Annotated in this window: 24 protein-coding genes and 1 pseudogene; 18 read left to right on the forward strand and 7 right to left on the reverse strand. The window is 67.4% G+C overall.

The window, feature by feature from the left end; genetic code table 11:
- Positions 1–24 precede the first annotated feature (24 nt).
- Entirely contained in the window at positions 25–987 is a 963-nt protein-coding gene (locus ACFZBP_RS40715) for a bifunctional riboflavin kinase/FAD synthetase (RefSeq protein WP_391420950.1), read from the forward strand.
- Between the two features lie 75 nt (positions 988–1062).
- On the opposite strand, the gene ACFZBP_RS40720 is transcribed toward ACFZBP_RS40715, so the two are convergent.
- The 4 genes and pseudogenes from ACFZBP_RS40720 to eccE all read right to left on the reverse strand — a co-directional run bounded on the left by ACFZBP_RS40720 (position 1063) and on the right by eccE (position 6684).
- Positions 1063–3906, reverse strand: coding sequence for an AAA family ATPase (locus ACFZBP_RS40720; RefSeq protein ID WP_391420991.1), 2844 nt, complete (start codon positions 3904–3906; stop codon positions 1063–1065).
- Between the two features lie 165 nt (positions 3907–4071).
- Positions 4072–4263: pseudogene (locus ACFZBP_RS40725) on the reverse strand (SCO5717 family growth-regulating ATPase); the annotation flags it as partial.
- A 250-nt stretch (positions 4264–4513) separates the two neighbouring features.
- The gene (locus tag ACFZBP_RS40730; protein ID WP_383459866.1) at positions 4514–5359 is read right to left on the reverse strand and encodes a hypothetical protein; all 846 of its coding nucleotides are present in this window, start codon (positions 5357–5359) and stop codon (positions 4514–4516) included.
- The gene (gene eccE, locus ACFZBP_RS40735) at positions 5359–6684 is read right to left on the reverse strand and encodes a type VII secretion protein EccE (RefSeq protein WP_383459863.1); all 1326 of its coding nucleotides are present in this window, start codon (positions 6682–6684) and stop codon (positions 5359–5361) included. The genes ACFZBP_RS40730 and eccE overlap by 1 nt, the downstream gene beginning before the upstream one ends.
- A 451-nt stretch (positions 6685–7135) precedes the next feature.
- Between eccE and eccB the strand changes: the two genes are divergently transcribed.
- From eccB to ACFZBP_RS40770, 7 genes are all read left to right on the forward strand, one after another.
- Positions 7136–8725: a type VII secretion protein EccB gene (gene eccB, locus ACFZBP_RS40740; protein WP_383459861.1), complete on the forward strand. Its 1590-nt coding sequence runs from the start codon at positions 7136–7138 to the stop codon at positions 8723–8725.
- A 219-nt stretch (positions 8726–8944) separates the two neighbouring features.
- A complete protein-coding gene (locus ACFZBP_RS40745) occupies positions 8945–9256 on the forward strand; it encodes a WXG100 family type VII secretion target (protein WP_048584643.1) in 312 nt (103 codons plus the stop codon).
- A gap of 130 nt (positions 9257–9386) precedes the next feature.
- Positions 9387–9677 carry a WXG100 family type VII secretion target gene (locus tag ACFZBP_RS40750; RefSeq protein WP_383459858.1) on the forward strand — a complete coding sequence of 97 codons (291 nt, stop codon included), beginning with the start codon at positions 9387–9389 and terminating at the stop codon, positions 9675–9677.
- A gap of 234 nt (positions 9678–9911) precedes the next feature.
- Entirely contained in the window at positions 9912–11456 is a 1545-nt protein-coding gene (gene mycP / locus ACFZBP_RS40755) for a type VII secretion-associated serine protease mycosin (RefSeq protein ID WP_391420951.1), read from the forward strand.
- Between the two features lie 55 nt (positions 11457–11511).
- The gene (locus ACFZBP_RS40760; RefSeq protein WP_391420952.1) at positions 11512–11847 is read left to right on the forward strand and encodes a hypothetical protein; all 336 of its coding nucleotides are present in this window, start codon (positions 11512–11514) and stop codon (positions 11845–11847) included.
- Between the two features lie 42 nt (positions 11848–11889).
- The gene (locus ACFZBP_RS40765) at positions 11890–13428 is read left to right on the forward strand and encodes a WXG100 family type VII secretion target (RefSeq protein WP_391420953.1); all 1539 of its coding nucleotides are present in this window, start codon (positions 11890–11892) and stop codon (positions 13426–13428) included.
- Positions 13429–13636: 208 nt separating this feature from the next.
- Positions 13637–14866: a S8 family serine peptidase gene (locus tag ACFZBP_RS40770; RefSeq protein WP_391420954.1), complete on the forward strand. Its 1230-nt coding sequence runs from the start codon at positions 13637–13639 to the stop codon at positions 14864–14866.
- 94 nt (positions 14867–14960) lie between these two features.
- Here ACFZBP_RS40770 and ACFZBP_RS40775 read toward each other — a convergent pair whose 3' ends face one another.
- Complete coding sequence (locus tag ACFZBP_RS40775) at positions 14961–15185, reverse strand: hypothetical protein (RefSeq protein ID WP_391420955.1); 225 nt, start codon at positions 15183–15185, stop codon at positions 14961–14963.
- Positions 15186–15442: 257 nt separating this feature from the next.
- Between ACFZBP_RS40775 and ACFZBP_RS40780 the strand changes: the two genes are divergently transcribed.
- From ACFZBP_RS40780 to ACFZBP_RS40805, 6 genes are all read left to right on the forward strand, one after another.
- The gene (locus ACFZBP_RS40780) at positions 15443–15769 is read left to right on the forward strand and encodes a hypothetical protein (protein WP_391420956.1); all 327 of its coding nucleotides are present in this window, start codon (positions 15443–15445) and stop codon (positions 15767–15769) included.
- Positions 15769–17061, forward strand: a complete 1293-nt coding sequence (locus ACFZBP_RS40785) for a putative T7SS-secreted protein (protein ID WP_391420957.1) — start codon at positions 15769–15771, stop codon at positions 17059–17061. Before ACFZBP_RS40780 ends, ACFZBP_RS40785 begins: the two co-directional genes overlap by 1 nt.
- Positions 17062–17098: 37 nt before the next feature.
- Complete coding sequence (locus ACFZBP_RS40790; protein WP_391420958.1) at positions 17099–17806, forward strand: hypothetical protein; 708 nt, start codon at positions 17099–17101, stop codon at positions 17804–17806.
- A gap of 14 nt (positions 17807–17820) precedes the next feature.
- Positions 17821–18450, forward strand: a complete 630-nt coding sequence (locus ACFZBP_RS40795; RefSeq protein ID WP_391420959.1) for a hypothetical protein — start codon at positions 17821–17823, stop codon at positions 18448–18450.
- 470 nt (positions 18451–18920) lie between these two features.
- Entirely contained in the window at positions 18921–20234 is a 1314-nt protein-coding gene (locus ACFZBP_RS40800; RefSeq protein ID WP_391420960.1) for a hypothetical protein, read from the forward strand.
- Positions 20234–21805 (forward strand): PQQ-binding-like beta-propeller repeat protein, encoded by a 1572-nt coding sequence (locus tag ACFZBP_RS40805; protein WP_391420961.1) that lies wholly within the window; start codon positions 20234–20236, stop codon positions 21803–21805. Before ACFZBP_RS40800 ends, ACFZBP_RS40805 begins: the two co-directional genes overlap by 1 nt.
- A gap of 108 nt (positions 21806–21913) precedes the next feature.
- Here ACFZBP_RS40805 and ACFZBP_RS40810 read toward each other — a convergent pair whose 3' ends face one another.
- Positions 21914–22498 (reverse strand): hypothetical protein, encoded by a 585-nt coding sequence (locus ACFZBP_RS40810; protein WP_383459831.1) that lies wholly within the window; start codon positions 22496–22498, stop codon positions 21914–21916.
- Positions 22499–22531: 33 nt separating this feature from the next.
- The gene (locus tag ACFZBP_RS40815; protein ID WP_391420962.1) at positions 22532–23068 is read right to left on the reverse strand and encodes a hypothetical protein; all 537 of its coding nucleotides are present in this window, start codon (positions 23066–23068) and stop codon (positions 22532–22534) included.
- Between the two features lie 174 nt (positions 23069–23242).
- Here ACFZBP_RS40815 and ACFZBP_RS40820 point away from each other — a divergent pair, with 174 nt between their 5' ends.
- The 4 genes from ACFZBP_RS40820 (at position 23243) to ACFZBP_RS40835 (ending at position 25989) form a co-directional block, all read left to right on the forward strand.
- The gene (locus ACFZBP_RS40820; protein WP_383459826.1) at positions 23243–23569 is read left to right on the forward strand and encodes a hypothetical protein; all 327 of its coding nucleotides are present in this window, start codon (positions 23243–23245) and stop codon (positions 23567–23569) included.
- Positions 23570–23608: 39 nt separating this feature from the next.
- On the forward strand, positions 23609–24760 hold the full coding sequence (locus ACFZBP_RS40825) for a PE-PGRS family protein (protein WP_391420963.1): 1152 nt from the start codon (positions 23609–23611) through the stop codon (positions 24758–24760).
- 55 nt (positions 24761–24815) lie between these two features.
- On the forward strand, positions 24816–25208 hold the full coding sequence (locus tag ACFZBP_RS40830; protein WP_391420964.1) for a hypothetical protein: 393 nt from the start codon (positions 24816–24818) through the stop codon (positions 25206–25208).
- Positions 25209–25341: 133 nt separating this feature from the next.
- Positions 25342–25989, forward strand: coding sequence for a hypothetical protein (locus tag ACFZBP_RS40835; protein WP_391420965.1), 648 nt, complete (start codon positions 25342–25344; stop codon positions 25987–25989).
- The last annotated feature ends 18 nt before the right edge of the window (positions 25990–26007 follow it).

Raw genomic sequence — 26007 nt, forward strand, 5'->3', positions numbered from 1 at the left:
CGGGTTCGACGAGGAGCGGTCACAGTGCAGCGCTGGCGTGGCTTGGAGGACATCCCCCAGGACTGGGGGCGCAGCGTCGTCACCATCGGTTCCTACGACGGGGTGCACCGCGGGCACCAGCTGATTATCCGGCATGCCGTGGACCGCGCCCGGCAGCTGGGCGTCCCCGCCGTCGTCGTCACCTTCGACCCGCACCCCAGCGAGGTCGTGCGCCCCGGCAGCCACCCGCCCCTGCTCGCCCCGCACCACCGCCGCGCCGACCTCATGGCCGAGCTGGGCGTGGACGCGGTGCTGATCCTCCCCTTCACGACCGAGTTCTCGAAGCTGTCGCCGGCCGACTTCGTCGTCAAGGTCCTGGTCGACAAGCTGCACGCCAAGGCGGTAGTCGAGGGCCCGAACTTCCGCTTCGGCCACCGGGCCGCGGGGAACGTCGAGTTCCTCGCCGAACAGGGCAAGACCTACGACTTCGAGGTCGAGGTCGTGGACCTGTTCGTGACCGGTGAGGCGGGCGGCGGTCAGCCCTTCTCCTCGACCCTGACCCGGCGCCTGGTCGGCGAGGGCGACGTCGAGGGCGCGGCCGAGATCCTGGGCCGCCCGCACCGCGTCGAGGGCGTCGTCGTACGCGGCGCCCAGCGGGGCCGCGAGCTCGGCTTCCCCACGGCCAACGTCGAGACGCTCCCGCACACCGCCATCCCCGCCGACGGCGTCTACGCCGGCTGGCTGCACGCGCAGGGCGAGCGGATGCCGGCCGCGATCTCCGTCGGTACCAACCCGCAGTTCGACGGCACGGAGCGCACGGTCGAGGCGTACGCGATCGACCGTGTCGGCCTGGACCTGTACGGCCTGCACGTCGCCGTCGACTTCCTCGCCTTCGTCCGCGGCCAGGCGAAGTTCGAGTCCCTGGACGCCCTGCTGGAGCAGATGGCCGCCGACGTCAAGCGCTGCCGGGAGCTGATCGCGGCCGCCGAGACGCACGAGAAGCAGTAGCCGGTCCCACCACGACGAAGGGCGGCCGGTGCCTCGTAGGCACCGGCCGCCCTTCGTGGTTCACGCGCTCGCGCGCTACTGCTGCGTCCAGCCGGGCGGTACGGAACCCTGCTGGGGGTGCTGGCCCTGCTGCGGGTCCTGGGGCGGCGGCGCCTGCTGCTGCCAGCCCTGGCCGGGCGCGGGCTGCTGCGGGGCCTGTCCCCAGCCCTGACCCGGCTGCGGGGCGCCGCCCTGCTGGGGGTAGGGCTGCTGGGGCTGCTGCTGCGGGGCCGGGTAACCCTGCTGGTCCGGGTAACCCTGCTGCGGCTGCTGGTACTGCATGTTCGGGTTGCCGAAGCCCTGCTGGGTGCGCGCGATGTCCTCGGCGATGACCGAGGCGAGGTCGAAGTAGGCCTCGCGCGTCTTCGGACGCATCATGTCGAGGTCCACCTCGGCGCCCGCCGCGAGGTGCTCGTCGAACGGGATCACGACGACACCGCGGCAACGGGTCTCGAAGTGCGCGACGATGTCCTCAACCTTGATCATCTTGCCCGTCTCACGGACACCGGAGATCACGGTGATCGACCGCTGGACGAGATCGGCGAAGCCGTTCGCCGACAGCCAGTCGAGCGTCGTCGAGGCACTGCTCGCACCGTCGACCGAGGGCGTGGAGATGATGATCAACTGGTGGGCGAGGTCCAGCACTCCGCGCATCGCGCTGTAGAGCAGACCCGTACCCGAGTCCGTGAGGATGATCGGGTACTGCTTGCCGAGCACGTCCAGCGCGCTGCGGTAGTCCTGGTCGTTGAAGGTGGTGGAGACCGCCGGGTCCACGTCGTTGGCGATGATCTCGAGGCCCGAGGGCGCCTGCGAGGTGAAGCGGCGGATATCCATGTAGCTGTTGAGCTGCGGGATCGCCTGCACCAGGTCACGGATGGTGGCACCCGTCTCACGCCGGACCCGTCGGCCGAGGGTGCCGGCGTCCGGGTTGGCGTCGATCGCGAGGATCTTGTCCTGGCGCTCGCTGGCGAGCGTGGCGCCGAGCGCCATCGTCGTCGTGGTCTTGCCGACGCCGCCCTTGAGGCTGATGACCGCGATCCGGTAGCAGGACATCACCGGCGTACGGATCAGACCGAGCTTCCGCTCCCGCTCCGCCGCCTCCTTCTTGGCTCCGAGCTTGAACCGGGAAGGGGCCTGGTTGTTCTTGCGGGCCTTGGGCTGGTTGCGCAGCAGCCGGTCGGACGACAGCTCCACGGCCGCGTTGTAGCCGAGCGGAGTGCCGGGCGCGGCTTGCTGCTGCTGCTGGGGTGCGCCGGGGCCGGCCTGCGGGCCGGGCGGGGCGCTCCAGCCCTGGTTGCCCTGGCCCTGGTTGCCGTAGGCGGCGGGCGGGACAGCCGGGTTCTGCTGGGGTGCGGGCTGCTGCGGCGCCTGCTGCTGGGGCTGGGCCGGGGGCTGCTGCTGGGGTGGCTGCTGGGGGTAGCCGTAGCCGCCCTGCTGGGGCGGGTAGCCGTAACCGGGCTGCGCGGGCTGCTGCGGGGGCTGCGGGTAGCCGTAGCCCTCGGCCTGGGGCTGGACCGGCTGGGGCTGCCCGGGGTGCGGCTGCGGCTGGGGCTGCTGCTGCGCGGGCTGCGGCTGGCCGGGGTGCGGGGCCTGGGGCGGGTAGCCGTAACCGTCGGCCTGGGGCTGCGGCTGCGGCTGGCCCGGGTGCGGTGCTCCCTGCTGCGGGTAGCCGTATCCGGCTGCCTGCGGCCCTCCGGGCTGGTGCGCCTGGCGCGGGTCGGCGGGCGCGGGCTGTCCGCCCTGCGCCGGGTAGCCGGGCTGCGGCTGGGCAGGGCCGAACGCGCCCTGCGCCGGGGCCTGTTGCCCGGGCTGACCGGGGTGCGGCTGGGCGGGGGGCTGGGGGTAGCCGTAACCGGCGGCCGCGGCGGCCTGCGGGTCCGGCTGCCCGGCCTGCTGCGGTGCTCCCTGGGCGGGGTGCGCGGGCGCGAAGCCCTGCGGCAGCGGAGGGAGGCCCTGCTGGGGCTGGGGCTGGGGCGGCACGGGGGGCTGCGCCTGCGGCTGCTCCGGTGCCTGTGGGGCGGGCTGCGCCTGCGGCGGCAGCGGGACCTGGCCGGTCGACTGGGGCTGGGGCTGCTGTCCCTCGGGCGCGGGCGGCTGGGCGGGAGCGGTGGGGGCAGCGGGGGCGGGCGCGGACTGCGCGTCCGGGGCTCCCTCCGGCTCCGGCTCCGGCGCGGCAGGGGCCGCCGAGGTGGCCGGGGGCTGGGGCTGGGCGGCGGAGGCGGACTCGTCGCCTTCCGCGCCTGCCGTGCCGTCCGGCACGGAGACGGAACCGGTGGAGTCGGCCGACTCCGCCTCGTCGTTCCGCTCCTGCTCCGGCTCCACGTCATCGTCGTCGCCGAACAGGCGCGCGGCCTCGGCGTCGGCGGCGGCGTGGTTGAGCTCGGGCTCCGGCTCCGCCACCGGCTGCGCGGGGGCGGGCGGTTCGGGCGCGGTCGGCGCCGGGACGCCGGCCGCCGGGGTGGCGGTCGGCGAGGGAGCTGCCTGGGCGTCCGGGTCCACAGGGCGCAGCACCGGGAAGCCGGGGGCGCCGGGCGCCTGGGCGGGCGGCTGCTGCGGGGGTGCCGCGGCAGGCGGCTGGGCAGGGGAGTGTTGCTGCGGGACGCCGAAGCCGCCGGAGGTGCCCTGGCCCTGCTGCGGGGCACCGAAGCCGCCGGACGTGTCCTGCCCCTGCTGGGGAACGCCGAAGCCACCCGACGTGTCCTGGCCCTGCTGGGGCGCCGGCTGCTGGGGGTAGCCGTAGCCACCGGCAGCGGGCGCGCCCGGCGCGGACTGCTGCTGCGGGAAGCCGTAGCCACCCGTGCCGGGGTTCTGCTGGCCGGCGTTCGGCGTGCCCTGCGGCGGGGTGGCCTGCGCGGGCGGGGCCGGCTGCTGCTGAGGCACGCCCTGGGCGGGCGGCTGCGCCGGGGGAGCGTGCGGTCCCGGAGCCTGGGGCGCTGCGCCGGGAGGCCCGGTGGGCGACCCGACGGGTGAGCCGGTCGGCGGTGGCGGCGTGGGCCGGTCACCGTCCGGCTGTCCACCGGACGAGGAACCACTTTGCGTACTTTGGGCGTACCAGGCGGGAGGTGTGTAGACGATTTCGAACTCGCCGGTGAGATCCACCTCGTGATCGTCCCCGTCCGAGGAAGGGCTCCCGCCGTTGTACTCGGACCGATCCCTGTTCACTGCTTGCCTCCTGGTCAGCCACTGCTGCTGAGCTGGTCGTCGTCGCGGCCGGGCGGACCGAGTGGCTAGTCCCACGCGACTGCGATCGTCACCGCACCACCAGAAGCCTAATCACTCGCATGGCGGGACGGAAAAGCCCCCATGGGGGCGGACGCTATAGCCCCGGGTGTGTGGACGGAAGGGCCTCATGGTGCGTACGGAACGCCCTGTGGCCGAGCCTTCGCAACACCCTGTGACCGAGGCCTCGTCACCCCACGTGGCCGAAATCTCGTAACACCACGTGGCCGAGGCCCCGTTCGCGCCCCGCTCCCGGGACGACGACCTCTCAGTCCATACGACGGGCCACGCCGAGCAGCCCCGTCTCCGCATCGGTGGGTTCGGTCATGACGAACTTCTGATGCTTGCGAGTGCACCACAGGGCGACGCCGTCGTGAAGGGTCGGCAGGTGCTGGAGTTGCTCCTCCGGGATGCCCAGCGTGTCTCGTACGGCCTCGGTCTCGTAGGGCGAGATGCGCTGAATCCCCACCAGATGGGCCTGGGACAGCCAGCGCGGCGCGTGCTCGCTGACGAACGGCAGCACCGTCACCACCGCCTGCCACGGCACCGACGTCACCCGGCCCCGCGGCGGGCGGATACCGCAGTCCCGGATCAGCACGACCGGGCTCGAAACCGACGGCCCCTGCGCGGGCACCCGGCCCACCGGATAGACCGTGACGCACTGCTGGCCGCCGCCCGCCGCCTGGGCCAACTGCTGCCAGGCCTGCGGACGACCGGTCTCCACACCCACGCGCGCGCCCGTCGCGGCCGCCCGCAGCGCCAGCACCTGGGCGAGCCACAGACCGCCCACGAGCACGACGTCGAACGGCGTCGGACGGGACAGACCGAGCACCGCCGGCTGCGACTCCGGGTCGGTGCCGATCAGTACGCCGTCGTCACCGATCGGCATGCTGATCGCCGCGAGCTCGTCGACGGTGACGACATGGCGGTTGCGGCGCGGGCCGCGCAGCCCGAACCCCGGGCTGAAGATGCGCCGTTGCTGCTGCGGTGCCTCCGGCTGCCGACCGATGATCGGGATCATGCCGGTGTCGGTGGGCGAGGCCACGTGAGCCGGAGTGCGCCCGGGGGCCCGGCCCTGCTGCCCCGGAGGCATGGTCGATGCGGGGTGGGACATCAGTGCGTACCTCCGAGCGGCAGAGTGGCGAGGGCTCCGGGGACCTGCTCCCGGTCGAGACGGACCAGGCCGACCTTCGCGGCACTCGCGGCCCGCTCCAACTCACGCCCCACCTGGCCGAGTTCGCTGTCACCGCGAGCGGTGACCCGGACGTGCCCGGTGAGGGCGACACCGCGGTTGCCGGCCTTGCTCAGGGTCATGCTGAACGTCGTGGCGAGCACGGGCAGTGAGGTGAACCGCGTCACCAGCTCGGGCAGCGCCACACCGCCACTGCCCAACTGCGGCCAGCGGGACACCCAGTACGTCGTGTGCCACCGGTCGTCGACCCGCCAGGTGCGGACCGCCTCGACCGTACGGCGCTGCGGGGTCCGCCCGTCCTGGGAGTGCTGCGCGTTGGCACGCGGGTTCAGACAGCTGGACGTCGCCAGCGCCTGCACCAGCTCGGTCTCGTCCAGGATGGTCGCCTTGAAGCCGGCCCCGGCCAGTCGGCTGGCCAACTGGTCGGCCACCCGCAGCAGGGCGCGCTGCGCACCGGGAACGCCGTCCCCGCGCGCCTTGACCGCCTCCGGGCACAGCTCCGGGTCGAGCTTGAGGGCGACCCAGGTGAGTCGGAGCGCGGGGGAGCCGGCCTGCGCCTGGAGGGGGCCGTACGAGCGCGCGGCCAGCGACTGCGAGGGCAGGTGCGGGGCGGGCGCCGGCTGGGTGTGCTGCACGACCTGGACGGAGGCGAGACGGATCCCGTCGACCTCCAGGGCGTCCTGGATCAGTCGCAGCGGCAGCTGCCGGTCGGCGGCCGCGGGACGCAGCGGCTGGTCTCCCGGCTGGACGAAGAGGACGGCGGTCAGGAAGGAGCCGTCGCCGATCATGCCGATCGAGCGGTCGTCACGGGAGACGAAGGAGTACGTCCGCAGGGCCGGGTCGCACTCCACGACCGGCGCCAGCATCGCGTCCGTCCCCGGCGGAACGGGCTGCTTCGCGTCACGGCGGCGCTGCCTCAGCGCGCGCGAGGTCTCGTACCACTCGGGCAGCGGACGGCGGCCCCGGCGCAGGACGGCCAGGAGCAGCAGCAGCGCGGCGACGACACCGGCCGGGACCAGCAGCCAGGACTGGTCGGCGGCCCAGGCGGCCAGCATGACCGCCGCCGCCAGCTCCACCAGGATGAGCTGCTGGAGCCGTACCGGACCCAGACCGCCCGGGCGGGGCAGCGTGCGCGGCGACGCGGCGGCGGGGGCGGCCGGAGTGGCCGACGCACGTCTGCCGCCGCCCGGACCTCCCTGTTGCTGCTGTGCGCGGCGTCCGCGCCGAGTGCTCGTAGCGCTGGTCATCCCCCGGGACATCCCTTTCGCGAAGTAGTGGCCGTGGGCAGGGCCGGATCCTCTGTGTCCGAGAAGTCCGAGAGGTCCGAGATCCCGGCGACGGTCCAGGGCACCGATGCCCTCAACATCCATGCGGGTGGCTCACGGTACCCGCTGCGGAACACCGGGCGACACAGGGGACACCCAAAACCCAGGTGGTCAGCCTGTCATGGACCGACCCCGCATGGTGGAGCGCTGTGGTGAAGCTCTGTGAAGATGCGGGGGCGGCCGCAGACCTGATGGATCGTCGCCCTTCGGCGCAAGGCATAGTAGGGGCCTGCGCGGCCGAGCCCGTCTGACGCGCCGGCCCGCCGGGTACGGCCGGCCCGGACAATGCCGAACATCACGGCCGCGGTCGGACATCGCAACACGTCGGACATCGCAACACGATCGAGCATCACAAACGGGAGACACGGGGACCATGGCAAAGCGTCGGGATGAGCTCGCCGCCTACACGTTCGCTCGCAAGCGCACCGTCGCGGCGTTCCTGGCGCCGTCGCCGGGCGGCTCGGAGGAAGGCGCTCCGCGTCCCATCCGCACGGTTATGCCCAGCCTCGGTGTGGGCCTGGTGCTGGTCATAGGGTTCATCGCCTGGGGCGTGATCAAGCCCACGGCGCCCAAGGGTTGGGACACCCCGGGCGAGTACATCATCGTCGACAGCGACTCGACGACGCGGTACGTGGTCCTCGACCCGGACCCCAAGGACGGCAAGGTCGAGAAGGTCCTACACCCGGTGCTCAACTACGCCTCCGCCAAGCTGCTGCTCGACAAGGGCAAGGGCAGCGTGCTGGAGGTCCCCGGCAAGGAGATCGACAAGAGCGGGATCCGGCACGGGGCCACCGTCGGCATTCCGTACGCCCCCGACCGGCTGCCGTCCAAGGACGACGCGGCGAAGGCGAAGACCTGGGCGGTGTGCGAACGCCCCGTCGAGGGTTCGGCGAACGCCATCGACCGCGCCGTCTTCGTCTTCGACTCCGACGACGCCAAGTCGGTCAGGAACGCGGGCAAGGTAGACCACCGTGAGGCCCTGTACGTCATCGACAGCCAGACCAGGCGGGAATTCCTGGTCGACGGCAACGGCAACCTGTTCATGCTGGGCGACAAGGCGGGTCTCGACCCGGCCACCATGGTGCAGCTGCGGTCCGCCGTCTTCGGCCGGGACGCCAAGCCGCAGCCGGTGAGCCGTGAGTGGCTGCACACCTTCAACGAGGGCGGGGTCATCGACTTCCCGAAGGTGCCGTCCGTCGGCGAGACCACCTCGCTCCAGGGGCTCCCCCCGGAGGCGAGCACGGTGGGACGGGTGCTCAAGGCGCCGGACGCGCAGGGCGAGCAGTACTACGTGGTCCTCAAGGACCAGATCGCCGCCATCACGCCCTTCGTCGCCGCCCTGCTCAAGGCGTCGCCCTCCGCGCAGACGGCGTACGGCACGAACCCGATCGAGGACATCAAGGTCGACACCCAGACCATCACCACGGCCAACCGCGGTGAGGCGAACCGCTTCTACCAGGCCCAGGGCTGGCCCCAGACCGTTCCGCAGCAGGCCAACCCCGCGGCCACGGCGAGCAGCGACGCCCGTACCACCTCGTGCAGTGTCTACAACGGCACCATCGGCCAGGACAACAAGCCGCAACTCGCCGCCTGGGCCGGGACGGCGTACCCGAAGAGGGTCATCGCCGACTCACTGAGCGCCTACGTCTCCTCCGGCTCCGGCCTGCTCTTCACCGAGATCACCGGTGCGGCGGCCGGCGGCGGCGCCCAGTACCTGCTGACGGACACGGGCCTGCGCTACTCGCTGCCGAAGAGCAACGACAGCGCGGCGAAGGGGTCGGACAGCGACTCGGCGACTTCGGACTCCTCCGGCGGCGACGCCAGCGAAACGGACAAGGCACGTACGCGGCTTGGCTACGAGGACGTGTCGCGGCCCGCGATCGTGCCGCAGACGTGGGCGGAATTCATCCCGAAGGGCCCCACCCTGGACACCGGCAGCGCCGCGCAGGAGCAGAGTCAGTGAGCCGCCAACAGGCTTACGGGCACAGGCACTTGAGAGTAAGACGGCGCGAGAGTCACAGGATGATCGCTCAAGTGTGTGAGCCGTGTAACTGATTGGTCTTGCCTGTGGTTGAGTGACAGGCTGACGATAGAGTGTTTGCAGCGCTCAAGCGTGCGAAGCACTCGTCCGGGTACCGGTACAGGTTTCCCGGATCAACGACGACATGGGGGAAGGTTCATCATGGCCGGCCAGTTCCGGGTAACAGAGGACGAACTCACCAAGCTCTCGGGCGACATCAACACCGTGAACGGTCAGCTGCAGGGCGAGATCCGCCGCCTCAACGGAGTGATCGACCAGATCGCCGGCGGCTGGAAGGGCCAGGCGGCCCAGTCCTACCGCCAGCTGCAGGATCGTTGGAACCAGGACGCGAAGAGGATGAGCGACATCCTCAACGACATCAAGGAAGCCGTGGACTCCACGCGGAGCAACTACTCCGCGTCGGAAGAGCAGCAGAACGCCGAGATCAGCAAGATCATGTCGGACTTCGGCTGATCGAGCCGTCCGGCCTGAAGGCCTCCGGGCGAGCTTCGGCCCTGCTGAACGCTCCCGAGTCCTGAGTCCTTCGGATCCTTCTGATCCCCACCGACTTCCTTCGGTTTCATCCGGTTCATCCTGAAAGGGAATGACGATGTCGATCCTCGTCAATTACGCAACGATCACCAACGCGTCCACGGACGTGAAGTCCACCGCCGGCCGCATCAAGCAGCAGCTCGACGACCTCGAGGCCGCGGTCAAGCGCGTCGCCAGCACCTGGGAGGGTGAGGCGCAGGAGGGCTACCAGCGCAAGCAGCGTGAGTGGGACAAGACCGCTGCCGACCTGCACACCACCCTCCTGAAGATCTCGACGGCGCTCCAGAGCGCGGCCGAGAGCTACCAGGCCACGGAGAAGAGCAACGCCAACACCTGGAGCTGAGCCCGTCGGCGGCCCAAGGGGCATGAGATGAAGAGATTCGGCCCAGCCGACGCCACAGCGTCCGCTGGGCCGTCCTCTGCTTCGGGGGCCTCCACAGCTTCTGCGGAACCGCAGGAACTCCCCTACGGGGATGCACACAGCAAATTCCGCAAACATTCACACACGTCGCAACACCCGCGACACACACCTGACCCAGCTTCGAAGGAAGCAAGGAAGCCCTGGGGGCCTGAAGAGATGAGGGGCCTGAACGTGGTGGGCCTGAACGCGGTGAGCCTGAATGCGGCGGGCAGCACGGCCCGCTCGCACAGCCGCACCGGCCGCGCCGGCCGCAACGGTGGAACCCGCGCACTGCAGCGGGCTTTCGGCGTGCTCGCGGTGACGGGGATCTGCCTCGCGGCGGCACCGCCGGCGGTGGCTGGGCCTGCGGGGCCGGCTGGTTCGGCGGCGGCGTCGGCTGGTTCGGCGGGGTCGGCCGGCTCGGCGGTTCCCACCCGCCTCGCGGGCTCGGGCAACTCGGTCTCCGTCCGTTCCGACTCGGGTGACTCCGCCTCCGTCCGTCCCGACTCGGGTGACTCCGACAGTGGCCGCGCCCGCTTCGGCCTGGCCGACAGCTCGGAGTGCGTCTTCGGCGGCGACGTCATCAAGTCCACGCCCTGGTCGCTGCAGCGGATCCTCCTGAACCAGCTGTGGGAACAGGCGACGGGCAAGGACGTCAAGGTCGCGGTGATCGACACGGGCGTCGACAAGTCCAACAAGCAGCTGACTGGCGCGGTGTCAGGCGGCAGGTCCTACGTCGGCGGCTCCGGCACCCAGGACATCGAAGGCCACGGCACCCGGGTGGCGGGCATCATCGCCGCCCGCCCGATCAAGGGCACGGGCTTCGTCGGCATCGCCAAGGAAGCGGACATCCTGTCCTACCGCTACACCGGTGGGGAGGGAGAGAAGGGCCAGGGCGACGCGGGGACCATGGCCGACGCGATCGGGGACGCGGTCGCCGACGGCGCGAAGATCATCAACATCTCGTCGGACACCCAGAACAAGCAGGACGACGACACACTGCGGGCTGCCGTGCAGAGCGCCGTGAGCAAGGGCGCCCTCATCATCGCCGCCGCCGGCAACGACGGAGCGGACGGCAAGTTCGCGAAGACGTACCCCGCCGCGTACGACGGCGTCCTGGCCGTTGCGGCCTCCGACCGCAACGACGAACGGGCCCCCTTCTCACAGGCGGGCGACTTCGTCGACGTCGCGGCACCCGGCGTCAGCATGGTCTCCACGGTCCCCCGTGGCGGCCAGTGCACCGCCGACGGCACGAGCTTCGCGGCGCCGTACGTCGCCGGGGTCGCGGCCCTGCTGAAGCAGAAGTACCCGGAGTGGGACGCCGCCCAGATCGCCACCCGCATCGAGGAAACCGCCCAACGCCCCGGCCGCGAGGCCAACCCCTTCATCGGCTGGGGCGTCGTCGACCCGGTCGCCGCACTGTCGGAGGAGTCGGAGCCCGGCGCGTCCCCGGAGCCGGACCCGCCGGTCGCGGCCGGCGGGGGAAGCGCGGTCATCCCGATGGCCGTCACCATGGGCGAGAGCGAGGCGGAGCGCGAACGCCGGGTGGCCATTTATGTGTTGGGCACGGGGCTCGCTCTTGCGCTTGTGGTTGCGGGGAGTGGGGTGGCTGTGCGGGACTGGCGTAACCGGCGGGGTGGATCGGCCGGGCGGCCGGGGAGGCCTGGGAGGTCCGGGCAGGCTGTGCGGACCGGGGCGTCCGTCAGTCGGCTTGGGCGATGATTGGGCACCGAGTGGGTGCTGACAACTTGAGGAACAGGGGAGAGGACAACGGGGTATGAGTAACGGAATGCGGGTTGATCTGAGCGAGCTGGATAACGTCATCCGCAAGCTCAACGGCCTTCTGTCGGACATGGACAAGGCCAACACGAAGGCCAAGTACGAGACGGACATCCCGAGTACTGCGTTTGGAAGTATGAAGTTCTTGGAGTCAAACGAACTTCATGAGGCCCACCAGAAGCAGAAGACCCGGATCGAGAACATCATTCGCGATCTGCACAAATTGATCGACGACTTCAGTACGAGCACCTCGAAGGTCAGGGACAAGTACAGCAACCAGGAGCAGGCAAACGCGCAAGGTGTAAGTGCTGCTCCCGAGAATGCGGCCAACTAAGCGGTTCAGCGATCGGTCACTGACAGAGGGGACGTTTCGACAATGGGCTACGGCTACGGCGGTTACTACAACAGCCCTGAGTACTACGAGGCTCAGCAGAAGGCACAGCAGCAGCGCATCCAGGACAAGCACGACCAGAGGCTTGAGTCGACCAAGGATGGCGGTATGGGGGGGCCGGACCGCAGCAAACTCGACTCAGATTTCATGAAGATGAGTATCCCGGAGCTGCGATCCATGATCCTGGACGCGGACCCCGGCCGGATCTACGAGGTCAGCCAGCACTGGAAGTCGGTCCACAACATCCTTTCCGGTGGCGACGGTGACGGCAAGACCGGGGGTGTGGACTCGGTATCCGCGAAGGACAGCGTCGCGGGCATGATGCAGAGCGCCGTTGAAAACGTCCTCGAGCACTGGGAGGGTGAGGCGGCCGCGGCATTCCGTAAGAAGGCCAACGAGATCTTGCAGAACATCCGAAACGGGTCTGCATGGGCCAACCACTACGGGGAAACCATGCACGCCGTCCAGAACGATCTGCGGAACTCCATGGCCAAGATGCGGGAGGTCGAAGAGCCTTCTGGCTGGGACAGGGCCTGGGACAAGCTTACGGACGATGAGCGCAGCGATGAGCAATTGCTGGCAGACATCAACAAGGGCGTGAGTACGGAGGCCGCCGCCAAGGCGAATGCAGACTCCCTGTCTGCGGGTAAGGAAGCCCAGCTTCAGGGGGTGGCGATCATGGAGCAGTTGGGGGTGAATTACAAGGCCTACTCGGCTGGCGGGATTGACGACAAGATTGAGGACCCCTTCTCGCCTCCGAACCCCAGTACACCGATGCCCACCCCTATCGCCATGCCGTCTGGCGGAGGCGCGGCGCCGGGCACCGGAAGTGGTACTGCCAAGCCGTGGAGCGCAGGTCCCACAACGACCATTAAGCCGACGCCTTCGACGCCGCGTAACCCTGGCATCACGGGCGGTTCCCAGCTCCCGACAGCTGGAACGAAGGTGGACAGCATCTCGCCAGGCCTGACAGGGACTGGTCCCAGCACGGGTGTTGGCGGATCCGGCGTCGGTGCTGGCAACTTCGGTACCAGCGGGGCTCAGGGTTCCGGCATCGTGGCTCCGGGTGGAGCATCTGGCCTCGCGGGTGGCGCTGCCGCCCGCGGCGGCATTGGTGCCGCGGGCGGTCGTGGTGGTATGGCTGGCGGAGCGGCAGCAGGCCGCGGCGCCGGAGGCCGAGCCGGCATGGGCGGCATGGGCGGCGGCGCAGCCGGCGCAGCCGGCCGAGGCGGTGCTGGTGCTGGCGGCCGGGGAGCCCTCGCGAAGTCTCGTGGCGGCGTTGTCGGCGCGGCCAAGGGAGTCACCGGCAAGGGTGCCGGTGGCGGTGCAGGCCTTCACGGTAGCCGTGGAGGAACCCAGCGCGGCGCCATGGCGGGCGGAGCCGGTGGCATGGCCGGTCGCAACGGCCGACGGTCCGAGGACGAGAACAGCCGGGGGGACCGCCCCGACTACCTGGTCGAGGACGAAGAGACCTGGATCTCAGAAGAGGACCGCAACCGAAACATCCCGCGGACAATCGAGTAAGCACGTAAGCGGGTCGGACGGACTGCTGTCGTCTGCCCATGCTATGAAGGCTGGCGCACCCAGCCATAGCTGAGTGAGGAGCAGGGAATTGGGTTTCAAACGAGTCTCGTCAACGGCAGGGGCTATGGCTTTGACGGGAGCCTTGCTCCTCACCTCAGCCCCGACTGCGTCGGCAGATCAAGTTCGAGACGCTCAGTGGCCACTGAGCGTGTACGGCGCAGAAAACGTATGGCAGACCTCGCAAGGGGCAGGGGTCACTGTTGCTGTAATCGACTCAGGTGTCGATGCCAGTCAGCCGGATCTAACCGGGCAGGTCCTGCCTGGCAAGGACTTCACCGGTCAGGGCAACCCTCATCGGGATGAGAATGGCCATGGAACGGGCATGGCCAGCCTCATTGCTGGTCATGGACACGGAGCGAATAATTCTTCGGGAATTATGGGCCTTGCGCCGAAGGTGAAGATCCTTCCGGTGCGCGTGAGTGCAACCAAGGCCGATAAGTACATCAATGATTGGTCTGTTGGAGTCCGCTATGCAGTGGACCAAGGTGCGTCGGTAATTAACCTCTCATTCAATGACGCTGGAGCCTATCCTGGTTCAAAGGCTGCTAAAGCCATCGCCTACGCGCAGGCAAAGGACGTTGTAGTTGTCGCGGGTACAGGCAATGATTCAGGAACAGTCAATTATCCGGCCGCTCTCCCGGGAGTGGTGGCCGTCTCAGCTGTGGACAAGGCGCTCAACTTCTGGTCTAAGTCAAATACCGGGAACGTCACCGTCGCGGCACCCGGTGTGGAAACTCCTCAGGCTGACCCGACTAGCCGCAGTGGCTATGGGGTAGCCGATGGAACTTCTGGTTCCACTGCCTACGTCTCAGCCATCGTCGCGCTTCTCCGCTCCAAGTACCCCGACCTAACCGCAGGCCAAATCATTAACCGCCTGATCAAGTCGGCGTCCTTCCTGAACAACACGGGCAGGACGGCCCCGGACAGGGAACTCGGATACGGAATCGCCCGTCCCGGAACGGCGCTGAGGATGGACATCCCAAAGGGCCCCAAGGAGGGCCCCCTAGCTCAGTCCGCTCCGTCCACGTCAACCAACTCCGGCGCTGCCTCCGACGACAACGACAGCACAAGCCTGGCCAAGAAAAAGAAGAAGTCCTCCTCGGGCAGCTTCCTCCTCATCGCCGGCATCGCAGCAGCCGTGGTCGTCATCGGCATCCTCTTCGCGGTATTCCGCAACCGCCGCAACGGAGGCAGCGGCGACGGGCCTGGCTCCGGCGGCGGAACCCCTTCTCACGGCACGGGCTATCCGCCCCAGCCTCCGGCGGGCTATCAGTCGTACCCCAACGCGGCTCCCAACCAGGGCTACCCCACACCTCCGGGACAGCCCCCGCAGCAGCCCAGCCCCTACACCCAACAGCCGCCACAGCAAGGGCAGTAGGGGGACTTCTGCCTGAGAGACTGGGGCGCCGAATTTCCGCACGGGCTCTCAATCCGCTGCCGATGAGATGACCGCACCGCAAGCCACTTCAGCATCATTTTGCCGCCTGGCAGTCGTCACCACTTTGCTGTGACCTAGATGCCAAGAACGAGAAAGGATCATCGCAATGGGCCTCGTCGCCCTGGTGGTTGGCGTCATCGGCCTTGGAGCCGTAATTGGTGCGGTCATCGTCCTTGCTGTGCTGCGCAGGCGCCGTAACTCTGTGGATGGAACGCATCAGCAGTACATGGGTGGCTGCCCACCCCAGCAGATGATGCATCCGCCCGCTCAACCGCTGTATCCCGGTGCACCTCCCACTCAGGGATATCCAGTTGCTCCCACACAGCCCCCGGGACAGCCCCATCCCTACGCTCAACAGCCTCCGTATCAGGGCCAGTAGATGGTCGCTCGATCGTGGCCGGTAGCGCGGTTCGTCGCGCCTGCCCTACGGGCGACCTGAGCGACGAAGTCGCGTCAGTATTGTGAGTTTTCCGGCTTGCTTTCGTTACGTCTATCATTCAGGGAGTTATCTACTTCATGGGGGAGCACTTCAAAACGGATGTGGATCAGCTGGGGCAGTTCCTCAAGACTCTTGAGGGCTGCATCAGGGATCTGAATGAGGCGCGGAACGCTCTGGCACACGTCCGCGCGGACCAGATCGGGACTAAGCGTCTGGACGAGGCGTGTGATGGTTTCCAAGAGCGGTGGAAGTACGGATCCGAGCAGACCAGCAAGATGGTCGAGGCTGTCAGCGAGGGTGTGAGGTCCAACAAGAAGGGCTACCAAGAAGTCGAGGAAGCTCTGGAGAAGGCCTTCAAGCACATGGCGGAGCAGGCCACTTCAGGCGGAGGGGGTGCGAAGTAATGGCTGCGAACCCCTACCCCAATCTTGGCTGGAACCCCGTACCCGGCATACCCGGTGAAGTCAATGCCCTGAGACAGAAGGTCAGTTCGGCCGCCACTGCACTACGCAGTTGTCACACTCAGCTCGACAAGCTGATTGGCGAAAGCAGTTACTGGGAGGGTGACGCGGCAAAGGCGTTCCGGGAAGCTATCGACGGTGAGTTGCCGACCTACATCAAGAACGCTGCCCGTTCCTTGGAAAAGGCGGCAGCGCAATTGAGTAACTGGGACGGTTACCTGACGTCCAATCGGGACTTGGCGCGAAAATACGATGATGCCGCAGCCGAGAAGAAGGCCGCAATCACATCGGCAAAGGAACATCATGCCCATGCCGAGAAGCATCCGGACCTGGGACTCGCCGGCCAACAGTTCCCCACGCAGGAAGAGGCCGACGCGGCGACTGCACGGTTGCGGGCAGCTGAGCGCAACCTCAACCTAGCGACCATCGCTCTGAACAAAGCCAATGGCGAGTACAACGACATCATCGCGAAGGCTGAGGTACTGGAGCACACCCATACGGACAACGCGGAAACGGTCGCCAAGTCGCTCGACGATGCCACAGACAAGCTGGCACCGAGGGAACCAGGCTGGCTGAGTAAGGCCGTCGACGCCATTTGGGACGGTATCAAGGCGACTGGCGAGTTCTTGCTGGAACATGCGGGGACCATTGGCGCCATCGCTGGGCTCCTGGCGCTCTTCCCAACGCCGCTGGCGCCGCTATTCGCGGGAATTGCTTTGGTGGCTAGCGGGGTTTCGATGGGCAAGAATTTTGCCGATGATGATTTCCGAGAAGCCTTTTTCCCGTGGGGGGACAAGTTTGGGTGGAACATGGATACTTTCTCTGCCTATGCCTCGTTCGGTGGCGACGCACTCGGGATGGTGCCCGGAGCGAAGGCCCTCACCGCGGCTAGTCGAGAAATCGCTGATGGTCTTCGAATGGCCGATGAAATGGGCGTCGCAGTAAAAAATGTTGAAAAGGTGCAGGAGTTTGGTCGGGAATTTGGTCATGTCTTCAAGGTGAGTGCCAAGTCCGGCGTGGACGATGCCTGGGAAGCTGCATCCAACAGTGCAACGGGTTCTGCCAAGTTGATGGCAAATATCAGCGCCAACGGCCTCAACGTCGTGGCAAACTCCGTGTCCTCACTCGAGGAAGCGGGAGTTCTCCCGAAGGAGGGCAGCAGCCACAACTTCGCAGAGTTTACCAAGGCGGGGGCCAGTCTCCTCGGCCTTGCTGGAGAGCTGAAGCTCGTATGATGCTCATCGCTACAGACTCCGAAAGGCGGATCCCTCAGTGACCGAGCTCACCACGGAACAGGAACGGGTGAGAGAGCAGGAGTCGGCCTTCTGGTATTTGATTCCGCACGGCTATCTGCAGTTGGATCTCAATCCTCCGGTGGAACAGATCGAGGCGCTGGTCCGGCAGTTGCTCGGTCTGCCGGACGAGATGCGTGATCGTGCGGAAGAAGTCCTGCGCTTCTACGCCGGTGTTGTCACTTCGCTGAATGCTAATCGTGTGCAAGCCTGTTTGGTCGGTTCGCATCCGGATGGTGCTGGTGGGATCGCCTTCTCTGTACTCACTGTCTCGACCGTCCCGACGTCCGGGTCCAACGCCAAGTTGGTGATCGCCAACTTGGCAGGCACCGCTGCCACCAGTCCGGACCAGGGTATGCGCCCCCTTGAACTGCCATGCGGTCCAGGCTTTCTCGTCGAGAAGAAGCTCAGCGCCACGATACCGGGCAGGCCGCCCGAGGGTCATGACGCGTTCTCACAGGGGCGGGTCTGGCAGGGCACAGTCGCGGTGACTGGCGCCGGTACCCCCGACATCATCATGATCCAGATGGTGACGGCCTCTGTCGAGCTCGCTGACGACTACAGGGATATCCTGCTCGGCGTTGCTCACACGGTGACATTCACAGACCCTTCGCTGCTCGACGCCGGGAGCTCCGTGGAGCCCGAGCGGGAGAGCGCGGCCGCATCGATACGCAGTGATTTCGGGTGAGGATGGAGAATCACATGGCGACCCCAGATCTGGCGCCCGATGTCGAGCGGGTGCTGAAGCACAACAGGAGGAAGTGGGTAAAGCATGCCAGAGGGCGCATTGGCCTCGGTCTTGGTTTGATCGCATTGCCGCTCCTGCTGCACGTAATGGGCGTCCCGGATTCCTTCTTCACGCCGCTCCCTGTCCTTGCTGGATTTTTTGTCCTGCTGTTTTTGTTCATTCGTGCAAGCCGTGGTCGACGGCTTGCGGCGTGTGAGAAGGTGCTGCGCACCTATCCCCTCGAATACCACACGCGAGTGGTCAAGAAGAGCGAGCAGTGGCTGTTGCTCGGGACGGTGTTCACTATCAAGGTTTCCACTCGTGGTCAGCACGGCGCACCGCTGATGCGCGCTATCAACGCCTCGACGGTCCGTCGCTGGCCCCAGAGTGCAGAGGGCGGGGGTGCTTGGGTTGCCGGCGATCTCCCCTTTGGCGGAGTCATGATTGTGCCCGGCACCAATGACATGTTGTTTATGCAGCCAGCGGAATGGCAGAAGTTTGCGGACAAGCGCGAGCAGGCGGAGCCATCACGTAGCGCGAAGGCGCAGCAGGCTGGGCTAACCCAGTTGGTGGAGAAGGAACCGAATATTACGTACTTCTACTAGCCTCGATCGTTCATGAGGGTCCGTCAGCAAGCTGACGGACCCTCATGAACGATCGAGGCTAAGCAACTTTTGATCACACTGTCTGCACGGGAGCCCCATGGAGCCAGGTAAGGGCTCCGTTAGTAAAGGTCATAAGGTGTTGTGTGACCTAAGGGGAGGGTGAGTCGGGCAGTGCAAGTGTCGCTCAGAGAGCCTGCACGCATCGCCCATTGAGGGTCTGGGTGAGTCAACCCGTCCTCTGTCGCGTGTGGCCGGACCGCATCGTTCCCCTCATCAGAATGTCCGCGTGAGAGGTTGTCATGTCCTATTCCGCGCCGCCCGGAGGGCCGGGGAACGCCGGCCCGTACGGGGCACCGGCCCCGCAGCAGGGGTGGTACGCGCCTCCGCCGCCACCTCCGCCTCCGCCCGGCAACTCAGGCGAGGGCAAGGGGCTGAAGCGGGTCGTCATCGGGTTGCTGGTCCTGGCCGTGGTGGCTGTCTTCGGAGTCGGTGGGCTGGCTCTGTACAAGGCCGCCGGCGGAGGCTCGCTGCCCGGGGCTCAGGGCGGAGGTGATGAAGAGCAGCAGATACTGAGCTCGGACGAGATCGCGACGTTGCTCAACGGCCGTACGACCGCCTTGAAGAGTGGAGACGAAGAAGAGTTCCTGGAGCCCTTCGTCGGCGCGGCAAAGGAAAAGCAGCGCAAGATCTTCCAGAACCTGCGGAAGATTCCTTTCGCGGAGAGCAAGTACATGGTCCTCAAGCAGACGGGCGACGGCTCGGACGAGTGGGGCTCCGATGTGAAGCTCACACTGGATGTCGCATTCGTCCACCAGATCGAGGGCGTTGACGTCCGTCCGGTCTCCGAGTGGTATCGGTGGGCGGTCGAGAAGGAGTCCGAGTCGGCCGAGCCGCGCATCAGCGAGGTGGGGGGTTCGCCGGGGGCGGCCGCCTTGGCCAACGCGGTCTACTATCCCGCTCCCTGGGACCTCTACGACGACATGTACGTCAAGCGCCAGGCCCACACCATCACGGTCTCGGCCAACAAGAACGCGGCGGACGCGGATCGTTTCGCGCCGGTCGTCGAGGAAAGCGCCAAGAAGGACCTCGAACTGTGGGGGGCGAACGCCACATCGGTCGCCAATACCCCTGAGGGCTTTCTCGTCGTACTCGAGCCGGACCGCAAGACGTACACGAAGCTGTACAACAACGATGGTGACGACCTGGGTTGGGACGCCGGAGAAAGCGTACCCATGCCCGCCTTCAATGTCGGTAACGGCGGCGACCAGGAACAACTCCAGTACGGCGGCGCCCGCATCAAGATGGACAGCTCGACGAGCCGGTTCACTTCCGCGGCATGGCGGGCGGGCGTCGGAGACATTTCGCGGCATGAGATCGCGCACGCTCTCGTTCAGCCGCAGGACCCCGGCGCATACGGCAACGATGAGAAGACAAGCATTCGGGCCTGGGTCGTCGAGGGATTCGCGGAGTACGTGTCCTATCGGTTCGACCGGGCCCAGGGCGATGAGCGGGTACGCCGTGGCCTGGCGGGCGAGGACTTCACTGGTGAGTTGCCCGGACAGGACTTCGAGGTGGAGTACAGCTCGGTCGGCGCGAACTACGCCCTCAGCTATCTGGCGATGCGGTTCCTCGCGGAGAAGGGCGGCGAGGACGCGCTCTTCGAGTTCGTCGTGGACCACTATCGGACGCCCACGAAACTCGATCAGCAGCTTCAGCGGGCGGTCGGCATGAACGAGAGCGAATTCCAGGCCGCATGGGCCCAGTACGTCAGGAGCAGCATCTGATGAGCGCCAACGGACCGGGCCCGGGTGCCGGCCCCTACAACCAGCAGCCGCCGCCGCAGCAGCCTCCCATGCCACCGCAACAGGGCCACGTGCCGCCGCAGGGGTACGGCCATCCCCAACAGCCACCCACGACGCCACCTGGCCAGCCGGGCTACGGCTACCCGCAGCATCCGGTGCCCCCGCAGCATCCGATGGCTCCCCAGCAGGGCTACGGTCAGCAGGGCTACGGCCAGCCAGGTCATCCGCCGCAGTACCCGGGGGCACCCGTTCCGTCTGCGCGGCCGCGAAAGAAGAAGACCGGGCTCATCGTGCTGCTCGTCGTCGCTCTCGTCGTCCTCGGCGGAGCCGGAGGGGCCGCGTGGTACCTGATGGTCGGCTCCGCCACACAGCCGCTGTGGAGTGTGCCGTCGAAGTCGGAGTGGTCGCTGAGCGAGCAGGAGGTGGACGGCACCTGGTTCACCGACAAGGCCGTCGTACAGACCCTGGCCGGTGGTGTGAAGGCATACGACCGTGAGACCGGAAAGCAGTTGTGGGCCACTCCGCTGCCCGGCGCGGGAAACCAGGCCTGCGTCGCGCCCTCCGTCTCCGACGGCGGAATCGGCGTAGTCGCCTACGGTGCCTCGGGAATGGGGGGAGCGCACGGCCAGTGCGACCATGCGGTGGCGTACGACCTCAACTCCGGCAAGGAACTGTGGCACAAGACATTCAAGGTGAAGGACGAGTTCAAGACCGGCACGGAGCTTGCGCTGGCCCGGGCCGGCGAGACCGTCGTGGTCACTACGGATCGGGAGCAAGTGGCGCTCAAGGTGGCCGACGGCACCTTGGCCTGGGATGTGAAGAAGGTCGTACCGAGCGGCTGTCAGAGCGGCACGTACACCGGCGGCAAGAATCTGATCCGTACCACTTGGTGCCTCGAGGGCGGCGACGAGTTCACCGGAAAGCGGTCGACCGAGGCGGCGCTGGTCGACCCGGCCACTGGCAAGTCTGAGTGGTCGAAGCGATTCGGGGAGAACGAAGCGGAGATCGCCCTTTCCACTTCCCCGCTCGTCCTCAGTGGCGAGAAGGGTGTGTTCGCGCTCGATGAGAAGTCCGGTGAGCGGCGCAGCAAGATTCCTGGAATGACGGAGAAGTACTTTGTCCACACGCCGGAGGACGGAAGCCCGCTGCGCCAAGCCGCTGGTTTCGGGAACGTCTTCCTCATGGGGGTGGGCGAGCGGGACAACGTGGACGGCGAGTCGAACACCCTCGTCGCCTACGACCTGGACACAGGCAAGGAACTGTGGAAGGCGCCGTCCGGTAACACCATTCACTACATTCCGCTGAGGGACACCGGCAGCGACCGACTTCTGGCCTACGTCAACGAGGGCGCGGAGAAGCCGAAGCTGGTGGAATTCGATCCCAAGGCCGGAGCGATGACGACAGTTGCTGAATATCCGGTAGAGGTGAACAAGAACATGAGCGGCGGCGAGTGGCCCTTCTGGCATGACGGCGTGCTCTACGTCACCTCGGTCGGCGCCGGCGTCAGCGGCGATTCCTACGCACTCGTGGCGCTGCCCACGACCGCGTCCTAGAAGCCGACTCGGCGGCGAGGCAGGCCCGCGTTGGCCTGCCTCGCCGCCGAGTGTCGTGGGGATGACCCACTCGTACGAGTGGTCGGCCGCGGTGCGTCGGGAGTCCCGTCACACGAAGAACACCACCAGCAAACTCACGACAAGCCCAACCACCCCCACCCCCACCAACACCAGGCAAGTACGGAACAACCCCTGCGCGGACGCCCCGCCGGAGATGAACCCCGTGGCGGCGCCGAAGGTGCCGATGGCGAGGGAGATCAGCGCGCCGAAGAACCATGCGCAGCCCACCGCGATGGCGCCGACCCAGCCGTGGTCCAGCTTGTACGAGGTGTCCCCGGTCTTGATGGCCTCGATGACGTAGCCCCGCTGGTGCAGGGCGTCGCTCTTGAGCTCGGCGTTGAGGTCCTTGACGGAGCCGTCGGTGGACGTGAAGGTGCCGTAGCACCAACGGGTCTTCGTCTTCTTCCGGGAGCTGCTCGACGTGCTGGAGCGGTACTTGTAGTCGACCGTGCAGGTGTCGACGGTGAGCTTGCCCGGGGTGGCCGTGGCGTAGGTGTAGGGGCCGAGGTAGGCGCCGAGGGCCAGGAGGACGAGGCCTACGAGGATCAGGCCGGCGCCGATGAGGCGGCCGAGGTTGGTCCGGTCGCCCGGGCCGGCGGCGTTGGGCGCGGCGTTCCCGTGTACTTGTGTCATTTGGGGTTCCTCAGGAAGAGCGGGACAGGGCGGTCAGAGGGCCAGCGCGCAGATCAGTGCTGCCAGGGCGCCCAGGGTGAAGAGGCCGCCCAGGACGGGGCCGGTGACGGACCGGGCCGGGAGGCGCTGCCAGGAGGCCGTGAGGCCTGGGCCGCCCCGGCCGCCGAAGCCGGTCAGGAGACAGAACACGCCGACGGCCAGCACGGAGAGGCAGAACGCGAGAATCGCGGCGTCGTCGCCGGGGTCGCGGTCCTGCGGCAGCTCGAAGGTGTCGTCCACCTGGATCACGGGGATTTTCGATCCGGATTCGAAACGCGACGATGTTTCCACCACCACGTCCTCGTAGGTGCCTTTACCCTCCTGTGCGCTCCAGTTTCCGGTGCAGCTGAACCTGAGTTCCGTAGAACGCCTGTGCGTGCCGTAGTGGGTCTTCGTGTGTGTTTCGCATGAAGAAACCGTGAGGGTTCCTTCCGTGCCGTCACCCGCGAGTTCACTGCGCAGTTCCGGAATGGTCACCGCGGCGACGAGTGCGGCCACGAGGAGCAGTCCCAATCCGAGGAGCCGTCCCATCCACGGACTCCCCGTGCTGCCGTAACGCGGCTGTGTAGTCACCACTTTTGGTGTCCCCTTGAATAACTTGACGATCTCTTGACTGGCGGGTTTGGCAGGGCTGTGCGCGAGGAGTCTAAGGTATCGGTCTGTCGTCCAATATGAACTACGGCAAGGGGAGTTCGGGGGAGAGCCATGGAGTTCGACACCTTTAACGTGGACACGGATGTGCTCCGTCGGCAGGGCGGTAAGTTCACCGATCTCGGCGGCGATTTCTCGACCGCGTCCAAGCGGCTCCAGGACGCCCTCGAAGCGCTGGGAGAGCCCTGGGCGGACGCGGACTTCGGGGAGATCTTCGGGCAGGTCTACACGCCGATTCGTGACGGGATCTTCACATCGATGGACAGCCTCGCGAAGCGGCTTCAGAAAATCGGGGACAACCTTGAGGGCATGGCGCGCAATTACGACGCATCGGATACGTCGAACAGCGGGCTGATGGACAAGATCTCCGGCCAATTCTGATCGACCCGCCAACTCCAATTAAATTCGGGGGCTATTCGCATGTCGCTCACACTTCCCGGTGAGCTTGTCTGGGTGCTGGACCTCCTCGGCTATACCTGGCCGGAGGTCGACGAGGAGGCGCTGCACAAGGTCGCCGAGACCTGGCGGGCTTTCGGTGACGAACTCGAAGAGATCCAGCGGGAGGGCGAGGGCCTCGCCCGCACCGTCGTCGCCCACAACTTCGGTACCGCGATCGACGGATTCAGCAAGGACTGGGGCGCCTATACCGGCGCGAACGGCGAGGACCGTTATCTGCCGGACGCGAAAACCGCCTGCGAAGTGATCGCCTTCGCCTTCGACGCGGCCGCGGTGGCGGTACTCACGGCGAAACTGGCCGTGATCGCCCAACTCGTCGCCCTCGCCATCGAGATCATCGCGGCCCAGGCCGCGGCGCCGTTCACCTTCGGACTCTCCGAGGTCGGGGCGCTCGGCGCGACACAGGCCACCCGGCTGATCGTCCGGGAGTTGTTGGACCGGCTCAAGCGGGAGGTCGTGGAGGCGGTCACCAAGGCCATGGAGCACGCCACCATGGACGCCGTGAAGAAGCTGGCCAAGGAGCAGCTCGAGAAGATCACCAAGGAGAAGGTCAAGCAGTTCGCCAAGGACCAACTCAAGGAACAGGGAAAGCAGTTCGTCCAGGAGAAGGTGGTCGACGCGGCCAAGGAGAAGGCCACGGAAGCCGCCGTCGGAATGGCGCAGAACATCGGCCAGCAGAGCATCGAGACCTACTTCGACGCGCGTTCCGGCATCGACCTCGGCGAGACGGCGGGCGTGGCCAGGACGGCGGCCGGCGAGTACGTGGACGGCCTCAAGAACGAGGTCACCGGCGGCGAGGGATCGAGCCTCGCGGACTACGTGGATCCGGCGACGCACGTGAACAACGCCGTGGACGCCGCGACGGAGCGGGTCACCACGGCGGCCGGGGACCGCGTACAGCATGGCGTCGACGCGCTGTCCGGACAGGGTGCCCAGAGCACGTCGGCGGCCGACGGGGCCACGGTCACCGCTTCCGGGGCGGGCTCCGGCTCCTCGGGCACCGCCCAGTCGCCCAGCAGGCCGACGGCCGCCGCCTCCGCCGCCAGCCCGGGCTCCTCCGGTTCCTCGCGTTCCTCCGGGGGCGCGGACGACTGGGCCCGAAACGAGTTCGGATGACCCCGACGGTGCTTCGGCTGACACCGACCCCCAGCAGGAAGGATGTCCCGCACCCATGACCGCGGACCGGGAGATCCAGGACGAGGAACTCATGGGCATCGCCCAGAACCCCGAACAGGCCCGGCGGCTGCACCGCTCCCTGCGCACCATCGCCGACGCCACCTCGCTCGCCCCCGATCTGCGCGGCATGGCCCGTGCCGTGCTGAGCGGGAACGTCGACATCAAGGGCGCCCTCCAGGACCCCCGCTACACCGAGGCCGTGTTCCGGCGGATCCACGAGATCCGCCGGGCGGCCGACGACCGGACCTGCGCCGAACGCCGCCAGTCCAAGGCCGAGTTCGCGGAGTGGTGCGCGCGGCAGCAGGCGGAACCGGACCGCGAGCGCGCCGAGCGGGATGCCCCGGTGCACGGCGCCGGTCCCAGTACGCTCAACGGGCCCTCGGCGTAGGCGCGTTGGCGACCTGGCACGCCCCGCCGCCCGGCCCGGCACTTGCCCAACGAGCAAAGCCCCACGTCGACAGCAACACCCCGTGCGCTACATTCACGGCGATGATCAAGTGCAGCGTGAGGGGCCTCTTCCGGTGAGCAGGACCGGTCGCGATCAGGAGACGCCCGCGGACAGGGCGAGGGCGATGGTGCCGCCGGGGGACGTGCTGGTTGGTCAGCACGCGGTCTCCTTGGCCGGCAGGGCGCCGAGGCCCGGCTACTTCCGCCGCCCTCGCGTTCTGCGGTCCGAGCGCCGCACGCTCGGCAGCTGGCTGATGATCCCCGTGAACGGGATCGCGGGACTGTGCTCCATGAACTGGAATCCGTTCGAGGCCTTCTTCGAAGCGGTCATGTGGCGTGAGCCGAGGAAGCCGAGCAGACCGGGTGAGCCCTTCCACGGCGGCTGGGAGAGCATGGCCGGCCACTTGGCCCGCGCGGTCGTCCCCCGGACCAGGAACAGCGCGGCCGTGATGCTTCAGCTCACCGACCGCCGCCTCCAGCTGGTGTACGTCTCCCGCGCCCGCTCCTTCACCGGCGTGCGTGGCCCGGTCGAGGTGGGATGGGCCACGGAACTTCGCAATGTGACATACATCCGAGACCGGAGCGATGTGGCGGGCGGTGACCACGAGATCGGTTTTGCCGACGGTTCGTGGTGTTCGGTCCACTTCTGGGGTCAGGGCTGGAGCCGCACGGCGTCGGCGTTTCCGGTCAGATTGAGCCACCTTGATCCGATTCCTCGTTGAACGGGCAAGAATTCAGCC

Source organism: Streptomyces sp. NPDC008086 (assembly GCF_042957325.1).
GTDB lineage: Bacteria > Actinomycetota > Actinomycetes > Streptomycetales > Streptomycetaceae > Streptomyces.

What these genes read in the sequence shown, in the direction of transcription:
- ACFZBP_RS40820 (WP_383459826.1), top strand. Translation starts at nt 23,243, where the DNA reads ATGGAGTTCGACACCTTTAACGTGGACACGGATGTGCTCCGTCGGCAG.
- ACFZBP_RS40810 (WP_383459831.1), bottom strand. Translation starts at nt 22,498, where the DNA reads ATGACACAAGTACACGGGAACGCCGCGCCCAACGCCGCCGGCCCGGGC.
- ACFZBP_RS40785 (WP_391420957.1), top strand. Translation starts at nt 15,769, where the DNA reads ATGGCTGCGAACCCCTACCCCAATCTTGGCTGGAACCCCGTACCCGGC.
- ACFZBP_RS40815 (WP_391420962.1), bottom strand. Translation starts at nt 23,068, where the DNA reads ATGGGACGGCTCCTCGGATTGGGACTGCTCCTCGTGGCCGCACTCGTC.
- ACFZBP_RS40760 (WP_391420952.1), top strand. Translation starts at nt 11,512, where the DNA reads ATGAGTAACGGAATGCGGGTTGATCTGAGCGAGCTGGATAACGTCATC.
- ACFZBP_RS40730 (WP_383459866.1), bottom strand. Translation starts at nt 5,359, where the DNA reads ATGTCCCACCCCGCATCGACCATGCCTCCGGGGCAGCAGGGCCGGGCC.
- mycP (WP_391420951.1), top strand. Translation starts at nt 9,912, where the DNA reads ATGAGGGGCCTGAACGTGGTGGGCCTGAACGCGGTGAGCCTGAATGCG.
- ACFZBP_RS40750 (WP_383459858.1), top strand. Translation starts at nt 9,387, where the DNA reads ATGACGATGTCGATCCTCGTCAATTACGCAACGATCACCAACGCGTCC.
- ACFZBP_RS40775 (WP_391420955.1), bottom strand. Translation starts at nt 15,185, where the DNA reads ATGCATCATCTGCTGGGGTGGGCAGCCACCCATGTACTGCTGATGCGT.
- ACFZBP_RS40795 (WP_391420959.1), top strand. Translation starts at nt 17,821, where the DNA reads ATGGCGACCCCAGATCTGGCGCCCGATGTCGAGCGGGTGCTGAAGCAC.
- ACFZBP_RS40825 (WP_391420963.1), top strand. Translation starts at nt 23,609, where the DNA reads ATGTCGCTCACACTTCCCGGTGAGCTTGTCTGGGTGCTGGACCTCCTC.
- ACFZBP_RS40805 (WP_391420961.1), top strand. Translation starts at nt 20,234, where the DNA reads ATGAGCGCCAACGGACCGGGCCCGGGTGCCGGCCCCTACAACCAGCAG.
- ACFZBP_RS40830 (WP_391420964.1), top strand. Translation starts at nt 24,816, where the DNA reads ATGACCGCGGACCGGGAGATCCAGGACGAGGAACTCATGGGCATCGCC.
- ACFZBP_RS40780 (WP_391420956.1), top strand. Translation starts at nt 15,443, where the DNA reads ATGGGGGAGCACTTCAAAACGGATGTGGATCAGCTGGGGCAGTTCCTC.
- eccE (WP_383459863.1), bottom strand. Translation starts at nt 6,684, where the DNA reads ATGACCAGCGCTACGAGCACTCGGCGCGGACGCCGCGCACAGCAGCAA.
- eccB (WP_383459861.1), top strand. Translation starts at nt 7,136, where the DNA reads ATGGCAAAGCGTCGGGATGAGCTCGCCGCCTACACGTTCGCTCGCAAG.
- ACFZBP_RS40765 (WP_391420953.1), top strand. Translation starts at nt 11,890, where the DNA reads ATGGGCTACGGCTACGGCGGTTACTACAACAGCCCTGAGTACTACGAG.
- ACFZBP_RS40745 (WP_048584643.1), top strand. Translation starts at nt 8,945, where the DNA reads ATGGCCGGCCAGTTCCGGGTAACAGAGGACGAACTCACCAAGCTCTCG.